This is a genomic window from Prauserella oleivorans (assembly GCF_042685745.1).
Taxonomy (GTDB): Bacteria; Actinomycetota; Actinomycetes; order Mycobacteriales; family Pseudonocardiaceae; genus Prauserella_A; species Prauserella_A oleivorans.
The window spans coordinates 4,979,393-4,991,680 of record NZ_JBHUNT010000001.1 but is presented as its reverse complement, the minus strand read 5'-3'; the positions used below and the strand labels follow the sequence as shown (position 1 = coordinate 4,991,680).

The window sequence follows — 12,288 nt, the reverse complement described above, 5'->3', positions numbered from 1 at the left end:
GGCTACACCGGCTCGAGTGTGCGGTCGGTGCCCTGACCGCCCTCCGGCGGCCTGCCGATGCGCAGCTTCTCGCCCTCGATGTCCACATTGGGCAGGATCCGGTCGAGCCACCGCGGCAGCCACCACGCGTGCTTGCCCAGCAGCGACATCACCGCGGGCACGATCGTCATCCGCACCACGAACGCGTCCACGAGCACACCGAACGCGAGCGCGAACCCGATGGATTGGATCAGCGCCGCGTCGGCGAACACGAAGCCCGCGAACACGCTCGTCATGATCAGGGCCGCCGCGGTGACCACCCTGGCGCCGTGCTTGTACCCGGTGACCATCGCCCGCGCGGGTTCGGCGCCGTGCACGTACTCCTCCCGCATGCGCGTCACGAGGAACACCTGATAGTCCATCGCGAGCCCGAACAGGATGCCGATCAGCAGGATCGGCAGCATGCTCATGATCGGGCCGACGGAATCCACGCCGAGCACGTCGGCCAGCCAGCCCCACTGGAACACCGCCACGACGGCACCGAACGAGGCGATCACCGAGCCGAGGAAGCCGAGCGTGGCCTTCAGCGGCACGACGACCGACCGGAACACCAGCATGAGCAGGATGAACGCGAGCCCCACGATCAGTGACAGGTAGGGCAGCAGCGCCTGCGACATCTTCTGGGAGACGTCGATGTTCATCGCCGTGGCGCCGGTGACGGAGAGGGTCGCGCCGGTGCGCTCCTCGATGGCGCCACGCTGGTCGCGGATGTCGGCGACGAGCCGTTCGGTCTCCTCGCTGCTCGGTCCGCTCCGTGGGATGACGGTGAGCAGCGCGGTGTTCCCCTCGGCGTTGGCCTGTGGCGGCGTGACCATCGCGACGTCGTCCAGCCCGCTCAGTTGCCGCGCGATCGCGCCGCCCACCTGCCGCGGGTCGCCGCCGTGGGTGTCGGCGACCACGAGCAGCGGGCTGTTCATGCCCTCACCGAAGCCGGAGCTGATCAGCTCGTACGCCTTGCGCTGCGTGCTGTCGGGGGAAGCCGTGTCGTCGCCCGGCAGGCCCAGGCGCATCGACATGCCCGGGATGGCCACGACGAGGAGCGCGGCGACGGAGACCAGCAGCACGGGAACCCGGTGCCGGGCCACGAACGTCGCCCAGCGCTGCCCGGCGGTCACCCCCTCGCCGGTGCCGACGGTGCGCAGCCCCGGGATCCGCCCACCGAGCACCTTCGAGCCGGCGAAGCCGAGCACGGCAGGCAGCAGCGTCACCGCGACGAGCACCGCGATGGCGACGGTCGCCGACGCGGCGATGCCCATCTCGCCGAGGATCGGGATGCCCACCACCGTCAGGCCGGCGAGCGCGATCATGACGGTGAGGCCGGCGAACACGACGGCGGAACCAGCGGTGCCGACCGCACGCCCGGCCGCCTCCTCCGGCGGGGTGCCCCCGCGGAGTTCGCTGCGATAACGCGACATGATGAACAGCGCGTAGTCGATGCCGACGGCGAGCCCCAGCATGAGGGCCAGGATCGGCGTGTTCGCGTTGAGGTCGAGAAAACTCGTCGACAGCATGATGCCCGCCATGCCGACGCCGACGCCCACCAGCGCCGTCAGCAACGGCAGGCCCGCGGCCACGAGCGAGCCGAACGTGACGATCAGGACCACGGCGGCCACGAGCACGCCGACGACCTCCGTGGCGCCCGTCTCGACCACCATGCCGAACGCGTCACCGCCGAACTCCACGGCGAGTCCCTGTTCCCGGCCCGGGTCGGCCGCGGCCTGCAGGGCCTCGCGGTCGGCGTCGGTGATGTCGAACGGCGGCACCGCGTACTTCACCTGCACCATCGCGACGCGGCCGTCAGGTGACACCGACCCTGTCCGGAACGGGTCGGCCGCGCCGGCGACCTTCGGCGCGGCGTTGAGCGCTCGCACGACCTCGCCGACGACCGCGGGTTCGAGCCTGCTGCCCTCCGGCGCCGCGATGGCGACCCGGGCGGTCGCGCCGCCGGCGCCCGCCTCCGGGAACCGCTCCTGCAGCTGGTTCAGCGCCTGTTGCGACTCGGTGCCGGGAATGGACACCGTGTTGGTCATCGAGGTGGACAGGGTCGCGGCGCCGACGCCGAAGGCGGCGAGCACCACCACCCACAGGCCGGCCACGAGCCGGCGGCGGCGGAAGGAGAAGCGTCCGAGACGGGACAACAGCAGGGCCACGCCATGCTCCCTTCGGCGGTGCGCGTCACACGATCGGTGCTTCCGACGCTAGCCGAACGGCTAGGAGACGCAACCCGTGGGCCGCGGTTGTGACTTGCCGAACAGCTAGTAGGTCACTAGTCGATCGGCAAGCGAGCCGAGTGGCGATGGTCCGGCATTCGAGGTACGGTCGGCGCGTTTGTCGAGGAGGATGCATGACTGCCGGGACCGTCGGCACCGCGGTGGAGAACACGCGGACACGCTTGCTGGCCACGGCGCTGAGGTTGTTCAGCGAGCACGGCGTCGAGGGCACGTCGCTGCAGATGATCGCCGCCGAGCTGGGCGTCACCAAGGCGGCGGTGTACTACCACTTCAAGACCAAGGACGAGATCGCCGACGCCGTCGTGGCTCCCGCGCTACGGGAACTCGACCAGCTCGTCGACGAGGCGAGCACCCGCCGCACCCGGGGTGCGCGCATCGACCACGCCCTGGCGGGATTCGTCGACCTGCTCGTACGCCACCGCACGCTCGCCGCCCTGCTGCCCAGCGATCCCGGGATCCTGCGGGCGATCGACCGGTCGTTGCGCCCCTCCGGCCGCGAGCCGTTCACCACCCGGTTGCTGGCCCTGATCTCCGGGCCCGACCCCGACATCCGCGAGCGTGTGCTCACCCACGTGCTGCTTGCCGGACTCGGCCTGGCCGCGGGCGCCCCCGACATGGCCGAGCTCGACGACGAGACGTTGCGGGAGCACCTCATCGAGGCGGGCAGGCGCCTGCTCGGCCGCCCTCGCCGCCGTCAGTAGAGCGTCCGGTCGAGGTCAGATGCCCCCGTCGGCGGCCGGCTTGAGCAACGGCGCGCCCGGGCCGAAGCGGGACAGACGATCGTCGACGTTGTGCAGTCCGCACGTGCGCAGGGACAGGCACCCGCAGCCCACGCACCCGGTGAGCTGGTCGCGAAGCCGTTGCAGGGCGTCGATGCGGGCGTCCAGCTCGTCGCGCCAGTTTCGCGACAGCCGTGCCCAGTCGGCCTTGGTCGGCGCGTGGTCGCGCGGCAGCGTGGCGAGCGCCTCGCCGATCTCCTCCAGGCTCAGGCCCACCCGCTGGGCCGCCCGGATGAACGCGATCCGCCGAAGGACGGCACGGCGATACCTGCGCTGGTTGCCGGCCGAGCGCTCCGAACTGATGAGCCCGCGTTCCTCGTAGAACCGCAACGCCGTGTGCGGCACGCCGCTGCGTTCCGCTACCTGTCCGATGGTCAACTGGTCGGCAAGCTTGGTCGTCACGCCGCAACACTACCCCGACTTCGAGCTTGGTCGAGGTTGTCGGAGTCAGTGGAACGTGGTGCGGCGGGGGCCCGGCGGGTCCGACGGTTCGTCCCGGTCACCGGCCATGCGTCTGCGTACCTGCCGTGGCAGCACGACATCGACGATGACCGGGAAGGGCTCTTCGTCGATGTCGTCCCGCCACGCCCTGAGCAGGCGGTCGAGTGCGTCTTCCTGGGCCATCCGGCCTCCCGGGGGCAAGAGCGTAGTGAGCTGGCTACCCGGGTACGCGGGTCGACAAACCTTCTTTCCCGAAGTTTCCGTCGGTGGTTCAGGCACACTGGAGCGGTGGACCTGGTGACTATCGACGACATCCGTACCGCAGCGGAGCGCATCCGCGACGCGGTCGTGCGCACGCCCCTGCTGCCCTGCCCGTGGGCGGACCCGGAACGCCCGCTGTGGCTCAAGCCGGAGAGCCTCCAGCCGATCGGCGCGTTCAAGCTGCGTGGCGCGCACAACGCGCTCGCGGCGCTGGACGACAAGACCCGGGCCCGCGGCGTCGTGACCTACTCCAGCGGCAATCACGCGCAGGCGGTGGCGTACGCGGCGCGCGAATTCGGCGTGCCCGCCCACATCGTGATGCCGGACGTGACGCCGCAGGTGAAGGTCGACAACACCCGCGCCTACGGTGCCGAGGTGGTGCTCGTGCCCATCGGCGAGCGGGAATCGGCGGCCTACGAGCTGGTGGAGAAACTGGGGGCGGTGCTCGTGCCGCCGTTCGACCACCCGGACATCATCGCCGGGCAGGGCACCATCGGGCTCGAGATCGGTACCGACCTCCCGGACGTCGAGCTGGTGCTCATGCCGGTGAGCGGCGGAGGACTCGCGTCCGGCATCGGGACCGCCGTCAAGGCGCTGTGCCCGAATGCGGCGGTGTTCGGCGTCGAACCCGAACTGGCCGCCGACGCCGCCGAGAGCCTGCGTGCGGGCTCGCTCGTGGACTGGCCCATCGAGCGGCGTGCCCGCACCATCGCCGACGGCTTGCGCTCCCAGCCCTCCGAGCTCACCTTCGCGCACCTGCGCAGCGTGCTCGACGGCATCGTCGCCGTCGGCGAGGACGAGATCCGTGCGGCCATGGCGGTGCTGGCCACCAAGGGGCGGCTCGTCGCCGAGCCGAGCGGCGCCGTACCGCTGGCCGCCTACCTGAACCGGGCGGACGAACTGCCTCGCGGCCGGACCGTCGTCGTGGTCTCCGGAGGCAACGTCGAGCGCACGCTGCTGGCCGATGTGCTGCGCCGGGACAGTTAGGGTTGCGGTAGGCGACGAAGGGATTCCGGGTCCATGTTGTTCGGTGACGAGCACGTCAGGCGGTACGAGGAGACGGACGGCGAGGTCGGGCACGACTGGCAGGACGGCGTGCCGACGCTGGTTCTCACCACCACCGGCCGCACGAGCGGGCAGCCACGCAAGTCGGCGCTGATCTACCAGGAACACGACGGGGCCTACGTCGTGGTCGCCTCCAAGGGCGGCGCCGACGACCACCCCGGCTGGTACAAGAACCTGCTCGCCGACCCGAACGTGCGGGTGCAGGTCAAGGGGGACCGGTTCGCCGCGAAGGCGCGCACCGCGGACAAGGCCGAGAAGGCCGTGCTGTGGCCGAAGATGGTGGCCGTGTGGCCCTCCTACGACGACTACCAGAAGAAGACCGACCGCGACATTCCCGTGGTCGTGCTCGAGCGGCTGTCCTGAGCCCGCGGAAAGGGACGAGCATGGCGCACTCCTCGACCGTCGACGTGGCGGACCTGCTGGCCAAGCTCGCCGAGGCCCAGGAGGAGGCCGACCGCGGGGAGCTGGACCCGGCCGAGGTGCCGGGCCTGGTGCGCGCCCAGCGCATCGTGCGCGACGTCGCGGGCTGGCCGAAGGAAGCCGACTCGAACCGTTGACCCCGGTCACGTTGGTGCTCGGGGCGGACCTGTCATCGAAACCGTAAAGGCATAATCGCGATCATGAGCGAACACTTCGACGTTGTGGTGCTGGGTGCCGGCCCCGGCGGGTACACCGCCGCCGTCCGCGCGGCTCAGCTCGGGTACGACACCGCCGTCATCGAGGAACGTTACTGGGGTGGGGTGTGCCTGAACGTCGGCTGCATCCCGTCGAAGGCGTTGCTCCGGAACGCCGAGCTGGCGCACCTGTTCACCACGGAGGCGCGCACGTTCGGCATCCAGGTCGACGGCGAGGTCACCTTCGACTACCAGGCCGCGTTCCAGCGCAGCCGCAAGGTCGCCGACGGGCGCGTCAAGGGCATTCACTATCTGATGAAGAAGAATGCCATCACGCAGTTCACCGGCCGTGGCACGTTCACCAGCGACCACGCGATCGAGGTGCGGCGCGAGGACGGTGAGACCGAGACCGTCACCTTCGACCACTGCATTGTCGCGACCGGTGCACGGCCGAAGCTGCTGCCGGGCACGTCGCTGAGCGAGCGGGTGGTGACCTACGAGGAGCAGATCCTCTCCTCGGAGCTGCCGGACAGCATCGTGATCGCGGGCGCGGGCGCCATCGGCGTCGAGTTCGCGTACGTGCTGCACAACTACGGCGTGAAGGTCACCATCGTCGAGTTCCTCGACCGCATGGTGCCCAATGAGGACGAGGAGGTGTCGGCCGAGCTGGCCCGCCGGTACCGGCGACTCGGCATCGACGTCCTCACGTCCACCAAGGTCGAGTCCATTGAGGACGACGGCAACCGCGTGCGGGTCACCGTGTCCAAGGACGGCCAGCAGCAGACCATCGAGGCCGGCAAGGTGTTGCAGGCCATGGGCTTCCAGCCCAATGTGGACGGCTACGGTCTGGAGAACACCGGCGTCCGGCTCACCGAGCGCGGAGCGATCGAAGTGGACGGACGCTGCCGCACGAACGTTCCACACATCTTCGCGATCGGGGACGTGACGGCGAAGCTCATGCTCGCCCACGCCGCCGAGTCGATGGGCATCATCGCGGCCGAGACCATCGCCGACGCCGAGACGATGGAGCTCGACTACCGCATGATCCCGCGGGCCACGTACTGCCAGCCCCAGGTCGCGAGCTTCGGCCTCACCGAGGAGCAGGCCCGCGAACAGGGTTACGACGTGCAGGTCGCGAAGTTCCCGTTCACGGCCAACGGCAAGGCACACGGGCTCGCCGACACCGTCGGGTTCGCCAAGATCATCAGTGACGGCAAGTACGGGGAGCTGCTGGGCGCCCACCTCATCGGCCCGGAGGTCACCGAACTGCTGCCGGAGCTGACGCTGGCCCAGCAGTGGGACCTGACCGTGCACGAGGTGGCCCGCAACGTCCATGCCCACCCGACGCTCGGCGAAGCCGTCAAGGAAGCCATCCACGGCCTCGCCGGTCACATGATCAACATGTAGTTCGCGTGTCCCTACGGCCCGGTGGTGTTTCCGGGTCGCAGGGAGGCGTTGCCGTCTCCCGCCGTGTCTGCCGTTTGGGTAGCCGTGTCTGCCGTCTGTGTCGGCGTGTGTGCCGTTTGCGTAGCTGTGTCCGCCGTTTCCGTCGCCGTGTCGAGCCGGCGGGCGTGGTAGCGCCGGGAGCGCCTCCGGCGATCCGGAACCGGAGGCATCGAGGTCTCTCGGCCGAGTGCGGAGATGTTCAATCCGGCGAAGCACGGCGAGTTCGCCCGCACCTTCCGCGATGAGCGTCGCCGCCGGGCCCGGTCAATCGTGATGACAGGCCTGCCGCAGCCCCCACGGACGGCCACGCGCGAGCCGCCGAATGTCCCCACCACCGGGTGGTTCACGGTGTGGCGCGGCTCATGCCCTGCCGTCCAAGCACGCAGGCGCGCCCACTGCACGTCGCGACGGCCCAGGTCGCCGGGCCTTCTGGCGGTCCCCACCCCTCGTCCCGGCCCCGACCTGGTCGCCTAGGGTCGCGGGCATGGTCGAACAGCAGCCGGCTCGGCGACTCTCGCCGGTGGGCGGCCCCGACCTGCCGGATCGGCGCGCGCCGTCGCAGGACACGCCCACGCCGCCGCACACCTCCACGACGCCGGCACCGGCGTCCACGGCCACGCCGTCCACGCCAGCACCGCCAACGCAGCCGCCGCCGTCCACCGCCGGCACAGCACCACCGCCCACGCTGCCGGCCGGCGTGCCCGCGTTCGCTCGGCTTCCGGTTCTGGGGACGGCCGCCGCGGCGATGGCGATCCTGCTGGCGTTCGCAGGCCGGTACGGCTACCACGGCGACGAGCTGTACTTCATCGCCGCGGGCCGCAACCTCGCCTGGGGTTACGCCGACCAGCCACCGATGCTGCCGCTGCTGGCCCGGCTCATGGACACGCTGTTCCCGGGCTCGGTGGTGGGATTCCGGCTCCCGGCGGTCCTGTGCACGGGCCTGGGGGTGGTGGTCGCCGGTCTGACGGCGCGCGAGCTGGGTGGCGGCAGGCGTGCGCAGTTCATGGCCGCGGGTGCCTACGCGTGCTCACCGTTCCTGCTCGCCGGCGCCGGGCACATCCTCGCCACGCACATGCTGGACGCGTTCCTGTGGACGGTCACCGTCTGGCTCGTCGTCCGCTGGGTGCGGGTGCGTGACGACCGGTTGCTGTTCGCGGCGGCGCTGGTGACCGCGCTCGCCCTCCAGGTGAAGTTCCTGATCCCGGTGTTCTGGGTCGTGGCGGGACTGGCCGCGCTCGTGGTCGGGCCCCGCGACCTGCTGCGCCGCCCGCTGCTGTGGGCAGGCGCCGCCCTCGCGGTGCTCTCGTGCGTGCCCACCCTGCTGTGGCAGCACCGCAACGGGTGGCCGCAGCTGGAGATGAACGACATCGTCGCCGGTGAGGTGTCCTTCGCGGGTGGCCGGGCGACGTTCCTGCCCATGGCGCTGGAGCAGGCGGGCATCGGCGTGGGTGCGGTGCTGACGGTGCTGGGCGTGTGGTGGCTGCTCACGTCGCCGCGCCTGCGGCCGTACCTCTTCCTCGGCCTGACGGTGCTCGGCGTGACCGCGGTGTTCTGGCTGACCGCCGGCCGGCCGTACTACGTCGGTGGACTGTTCGCGCTGTGTTTCGCCGCGGCGGCGGTGGAACTCGACCGGCTCCTCGCCGAGCGCTGGCGTCCGGTCGTCCTGCTCGCCTACGCGCTCTCGGCCGCGGTCGCCCTCAGCTGGCTGCCGGTCACCCCGATCTCGGACTACGCCGGCAAGCCGTACAGCCCCATGAACATGGCGCTGGAGGAGTTCGGCTGGCCCGGCGTCGCCGCCAGCGTGTCGGCCGTCTACCGGTCGCTGCCGCCGGAGCAGCAGGCGCGCACGGCCGTCGTCACCGAGACGTACTGGATGGCCGCCGCCGTCGAGAAGTTCGCCCCCGACGTGCCGAGTCCCTACAGCGGCAGCCGCGGCTACTGGTACTTCGGCGCGCCCCCGGAGAGCGCGACCGACGTGCTCTTCGTCGGGTCGACGGACACGCGACTGCGCGAGTACTTCGCCTCGGTCCGCCCGGTGGGCGTGGTCGACAACGGCCACGACATCCGCAACGTCAGCCAGGGCAAGCCGATCTGGCTGTGCGAGGGCCGGGCCGGCTCGTGGGCGGAGCTGTGGCCGGCGTTCCGGCACATGCCTTTCTCGTGGTGACCGGTTGGTCGGTTCCTTGACCCGGCAGGTACTTTTGCTCACGCGAGGAGAAAGTGGGTCGGTCGTGGAACAAAGTGTGCGTCCAAGGCGTGTCGGTCAGTCATTCGCGGACCTCGGACGCGCCTCGTGACCGACCGCGGGCGAGCCGGAACGCTCGGCGTCGCCCTCATCGGGCACGCGTTCATGGGCGCCATCCACTCGCAGGCATGGCGCACCGCGCACCGGTTCTTCGACGTGCCGCTGACGCCGCGCCTGGTCGTCCTGGGCGGCCGCGACGAGCGCCGGACGAGGGAGGCCGCGGACCGGTTCGGCTGGGCCGACGTGGAGACCGACTGGCGCGCCGTCGTCGAACGCGACGACGTCGATCTGGTCGACATCTGCACGCCGGGGGACACGCACGCCCCGATCGCCCTCGCCGCCCTGGCCGCGGGCAAGCATGTGCTGTGCGAGAAGCCGCTCGCCAACACCGTGGCCGAGGCCGAACGTATGGCCGAGGCGGCCGAGCGCGCGCGGGCCCACGGGGTCCGGTCGATGGTGGCGTTCAACTACCGCCGGGTGCCCGCGCTGGCGCTGGCCCGTCGGCTCGTCGCGACCGGCAGGCTGGGGCAGGTACGCCACGTCCGTGCCGTGTACCTGCAGGACTGGCTCTCCGACGCCGCCGCGCCGATGACGTGGCGGCTGCGGCGGGAGCAGGCAGGCTCGGGCGCGCTCGGCGACCTCGGCGCGCACATCGTCGACGCCGCGCAGTTCGTCACCGGCGCGCACATCACGGGCGTGTCCGGGTTCACCGAGACATTTGTGCCCCGTCGCCGCGGCCAGGACGGCGCCGAGGAGGACGTGACCGTCGACGACTGCGCGGTGTTCACGGCCCGGCTCTCCTCCGGCGCCGTCGCGACGTTCGAGGCGACCAGGTACGCGCTGGGCCGCAAGAACGGATTGCGGATCGAGGTCAACGGCTCCCGCGGCAGCCTGGCGTTCGACTTCGAGTCCATGAACGAGCTGTGGTTCCACGACGGCGACGAGCCCTCCGCGACCGCCGGTTTCCGCCGGATCGTCGTGACAGAGCCGGAACACCCCTACCTCGCCGCGTGGTGGCCGCCGGGGCACGGGCTCGGCTACGAGCACACGTTCACGCACGAGATCGCCGACCTGCTCACCGCCATCGGCGCGGGCGAGGATCCCGAACCAGGGTTCACCGACGGCCTGCGCGTGCAGCGGGTCCTGGACGCGGTGCAGCGCAGTGCCGCCGACAACGCTCGCTGGACCCCGGTGCCGTTCGCGGCGGGCCCGTAGCGGTCGCCGAGCCTCCACCCCGGACCCGCCCCTGCCTGCGTCAGACCGAAAGCAGGCCGTTGCGCTGGAGGACCTGCACGGCCCGCACCGTGGTGTAGCCCCGCCATTCGAGCTCGGCCGCCGGGGAGTAGCTGTGGAAGTCGACGCGCCAGCCGCCGTCCGGCTGCTGCTCGCCGGCGAGGCGACGAAGATCGGCCGCCACCACGTCGGGGTCGAGCAGCTCGCGGGCCGGGCGTCCGGGCATCGGCGCGAAGTCGAGCGGGCGCATGTACTCGTCGTCGGCGCCGCCGTCGACGTGCACGAGACCGTCCGCGGGCACGAACCGGCGAAGCCGCCCCAGTAGCTGCTTCGCCTCGGGATAACGCTCGCAGGCGACGTCGAGGAAGCGGACCGCGAAGGCGAGCACCAGGGCGTGCGGGCGGGTGTCGAGTCCCCGGACAGCGGCCAGGCAGTACCGGCTCGCCCGGTCGAGCCACGGGTGCCCGGCCACTGCCGCGTCGTGCCGCGCGACCTCGAGGGCGTTGGCGGCCACGATGGCGGTGATCTGCAGTGACGAGATGTGCGGATCGGTCTGCACCCAGAACGGGGCGCACCCGGTGGGGTCCGTCGTCGGCAGCGCGAACGGCAGCCCGCCGTCCGGCAGGGTCACCGACTCCAGCCAGTCGCACAGCCGCGTGGCGTGCGGGCTCGTGACCGGGGCGACGTCGGCGAACACCTCGAAGGCGTGCAGCGCCGGTCCGGGCTGGCTCTCCGGGCTACGCAGGTCCGGCTCGAGCCCGCGGCCGTATCCGCCGTCGGCGTTGCGGTAGGCCGCCAGCGCGGCGAGCGTGGGCTCCGGATCGCCCTCGCCGACGAGGAACCGGAAGCGGTGCCGGTCGAGCAGGCGTCCGTGTGTGGTCAGAAACCGCCCGGCGGCGGTGAGGTCGACAGCCATGGGGCCAGTGTCGCGGGACGGGCCGTGCGCTGTCTTGAACGGATCGGCCGTCAGCCGGCCATGCGGGACCGCAGAGCGGCGGCGAACCCCCGGGGATTGTCGATCTGCAGCCGGAAGTCGTGGTGGTGCACGCCCACCGGCTCGTGCCCGTGCACGGGCTCCTTGAAGGTGATGCACACCGTGCCGTCGTCCTGTGCCGTCACGGTGGAGATGTTGGACAGCGGGGTCTCGAACCACCAGTGCCCGAACCGGATCTCGAGGCTGCCATGCGCGACCCGGGCTCGCGTGTTGCCGCGGTACACGCCGAGCAGCGGCCACACGGCATGCAGCCTGCCGCTGAGCTTGAACCCGGAGGCGATAACGCCGTCGAGGCTGGGCACGTGCTTCTCACAGGCTCGCGCCGGGTCGCCCACGGTGCACGCCTCCTGGCGTACCTGGGCGGCGAAGCGGCGGTTGTGCGTGGTCACTCCAGAGAGGTACCCGTGTCCGTTTCGGACTAATCGCCGAGGTGGCATGGCTCCTGGCAGGTCAGCCGCCCTGTGCCAGCGCCTCCTCCACGCACGGATGCACGCGAAGCACGGTATCCAGGCCGACCGCCTGCACGGGGCGAAGGATGGCGCGTTGCCGCGCGACGATCCGCAACGGCGTGCCGTTGTCCTCGGCCGCCTGGTGGGCGCGCAGCAGCACCGACAACCCGCACGAGCCGAGGAAGGCGACCTCGGAGAGGTCCACGATGATCGGATGCGGCGACCGGGCGGTGCGAACGACGTCGCGGAGGTGCCGGTCGAGGTCCGGGCCGGTGCACAGGTCGATGTCGCCCTCCACCGTCACCACGACGCTGGAACCGCGTCGTTGATCAGCGATGCCCAGCATGGGGCCGGGCGGCGGAACCTCGGACACAATCCCTCCCGCCGTGTCCACAGGGCGACCGGGTGACCGCATGTCGTTGCCGACATGGTGCCCAGAGCCTAATCCTGCAATCTGCAAGTGCAAGGCCTGGGCCGTGCCCGTGACCGGA

General features: G+C 71.1%; 13 protein-coding genes. 7 read left to right on the top strand and 6 right to left on the bottom strand.

The features are described from left to right. Positions 1–2: 2 nt before the first annotated feature. A complete protein-coding gene (locus tag ACFSZT_RS24565; RefSeq protein WP_377385170.1) occupies positions 3–2,189 on the bottom strand; it encodes an MMPL family transporter in 2,187 nt (728 codons plus the stop codon). 194 nt (positions 2,190–2,383) lie between these two features. Between ACFSZT_RS24565 and ACFSZT_RS24560 the strand changes: the two genes are divergently transcribed. After that, positions 2,384–2,971, top strand: coding sequence for a TetR/AcrR family transcriptional regulator (locus ACFSZT_RS24560; protein WP_377385172.1), 588 nt, complete (start codon positions 2,384–2,386; stop codon positions 2,969–2,971). A 15-nt stretch (positions 2,972–2,986) separates the two neighbouring features. Here the strand turns inward: ACFSZT_RS24560 and soxR are convergent, their stop codons facing one another. Together soxR and ACFSZT_RS24550 are read right to left on the bottom strand one after the other, a co-directional pair. Continuing rightward, complete coding sequence (soxR, locus tag ACFSZT_RS24555; RefSeq protein ID WP_377385174.1) at positions 2,987–3,451, bottom strand: redox-sensitive transcriptional activator SoxR; 465 nt, start codon at positions 3,449–3,451, stop codon at positions 2,987–2,989. A 45-nt stretch (positions 3,452–3,496) separates the two neighbouring features. Then, entirely contained in the window at positions 3,497–3,673 is a 177-nt protein-coding gene (locus ACFSZT_RS24550; protein WP_377385176.1) for a hypothetical protein, read from the bottom strand. A 105-nt stretch (positions 3,674–3,778) separates the two neighbouring features. On the opposite strand from ACFSZT_RS24550, the gene ACFSZT_RS24545 reads away from it, so the two are divergent. From ACFSZT_RS24545 to ACFSZT_RS24520, 6 genes are all read left to right on the top strand, one after another. Further along, complete coding sequence (locus tag ACFSZT_RS24545) at positions 3,779–4,738, top strand: threonine ammonia-lyase (protein WP_377385178.1); 960 nt, start codon at positions 3,779–3,781, stop codon at positions 4,736–4,738. 33 nt (positions 4,739–4,771) lie between these two features. After that, positions 4,772–5,179: a nitroreductase family deazaflavin-dependent oxidoreductase gene (locus ACFSZT_RS24540; protein WP_377385180.1), complete on the top strand. Its 408-nt coding sequence runs from the start codon at positions 4,772–4,774 to the stop codon at positions 5,177–5,179. A gap of 20 nt (positions 5,180–5,199) precedes the next feature. Next, entirely contained in the window at positions 5,200–5,373 is a 174-nt protein-coding gene (locus ACFSZT_RS24535; RefSeq protein WP_377385182.1) for a hypothetical protein, read from the top strand. A 63-nt stretch (positions 5,374–5,436) separates the two neighbouring features. Further along, positions 5,437–6,837: a dihydrolipoyl dehydrogenase gene (gene lpdA / locus ACFSZT_RS24530; RefSeq protein ID WP_377385184.1), complete on the top strand. Its 1,401-nt coding sequence runs from the start codon at positions 5,437–5,439 to the stop codon at positions 6,835–6,837. 784 nt (positions 6,838–7,621) lie between these two features. After that, complete coding sequence (locus ACFSZT_RS24525; RefSeq protein WP_377385269.1) at positions 7,622–9,043, top strand: glycosyltransferase family 39 protein; 1,422 nt, start codon at positions 7,622–7,624, stop codon at positions 9,041–9,043. 126 nt (positions 9,044–9,169) lie between these two features. Next, positions 9,170–10,336 (top strand): Gfo/Idh/MocA family protein, encoded by a 1,167-nt coding sequence (locus ACFSZT_RS24520; protein WP_377385186.1) that lies wholly within the window; start codon positions 9,170–9,172, stop codon positions 10,334–10,336. 40 nt (positions 10,337–10,376) lie between these two features. Here ACFSZT_RS24520 and ACFSZT_RS24515 read toward each other — a convergent pair whose 3' ends face one another. From ACFSZT_RS24515 to ACFSZT_RS24505, 3 genes are all read right to left on the bottom strand, one after another. Next, entirely contained in the window at positions 10,377–11,270 is an 894-nt protein-coding gene (locus tag ACFSZT_RS24515; protein ID WP_377385187.1) for a hypothetical protein, read from the bottom strand. 50 nt (positions 11,271–11,320) lie between these two features. Continuing rightward, positions 11,321–11,737 carry a hypothetical protein gene (locus ACFSZT_RS24510; RefSeq protein WP_377385189.1) on the bottom strand — a complete coding sequence of 139 codons (417 nt, stop codon included), beginning with the start codon at positions 11,735–11,737 and terminating at the stop codon, positions 11,321–11,323. A 61-nt stretch (positions 11,738–11,798) separates the two neighbouring features. Then, positions 11,799–12,170 (bottom strand): STAS domain-containing protein, encoded by a 372-nt coding sequence (locus ACFSZT_RS24505; RefSeq protein WP_377385191.1) that lies wholly within the window; start codon positions 12,168–12,170, stop codon positions 11,799–11,801. Positions 12,171–12,288 lie beyond the last annotated feature (118 nt).

Coding starts and splice junctions, on each gene's coding strand:
- ACFSZT_RS24560 (WP_377385172.1), top strand. CDS start 2,384: ATGACTGCCGGGACCGTCGGCACCGCGGTGGAGAACACGCGGACACGC.
- ACFSZT_RS24535 (WP_377385182.1), top strand. CDS start 5,200: ATGGCGCACTCCTCGACCGTCGACGTGGCGGACCTGCTGGCCAAGCTC.
- ACFSZT_RS24515 (WP_377385187.1), bottom strand. CDS start 11,270: ATGGCTGTCGACCTCACCGCCGCCGGGCGGTTTCTGACCACACACGGA.
- ACFSZT_RS24525 (WP_377385269.1), top strand. CDS start 7,622: ATGGCGATCCTGCTGGCGTTCGCAGGCCGGTACGGCTACCACGGCGAC.
- lpdA (WP_377385184.1), top strand. CDS start 5,437: ATGAGCGAACACTTCGACGTTGTGGTGCTGGGTGCCGGCCCCGGCGGG.
- ACFSZT_RS24540 (WP_377385180.1), top strand. CDS start 4,772: ATGTTGTTCGGTGACGAGCACGTCAGGCGGTACGAGGAGACGGACGGC.
- ACFSZT_RS24550 (WP_377385176.1), bottom strand. CDS start 3,673: ATGGCCCAGGAAGACGCACTCGACCGCCTGCTCAGGGCGTGGCGGGAC.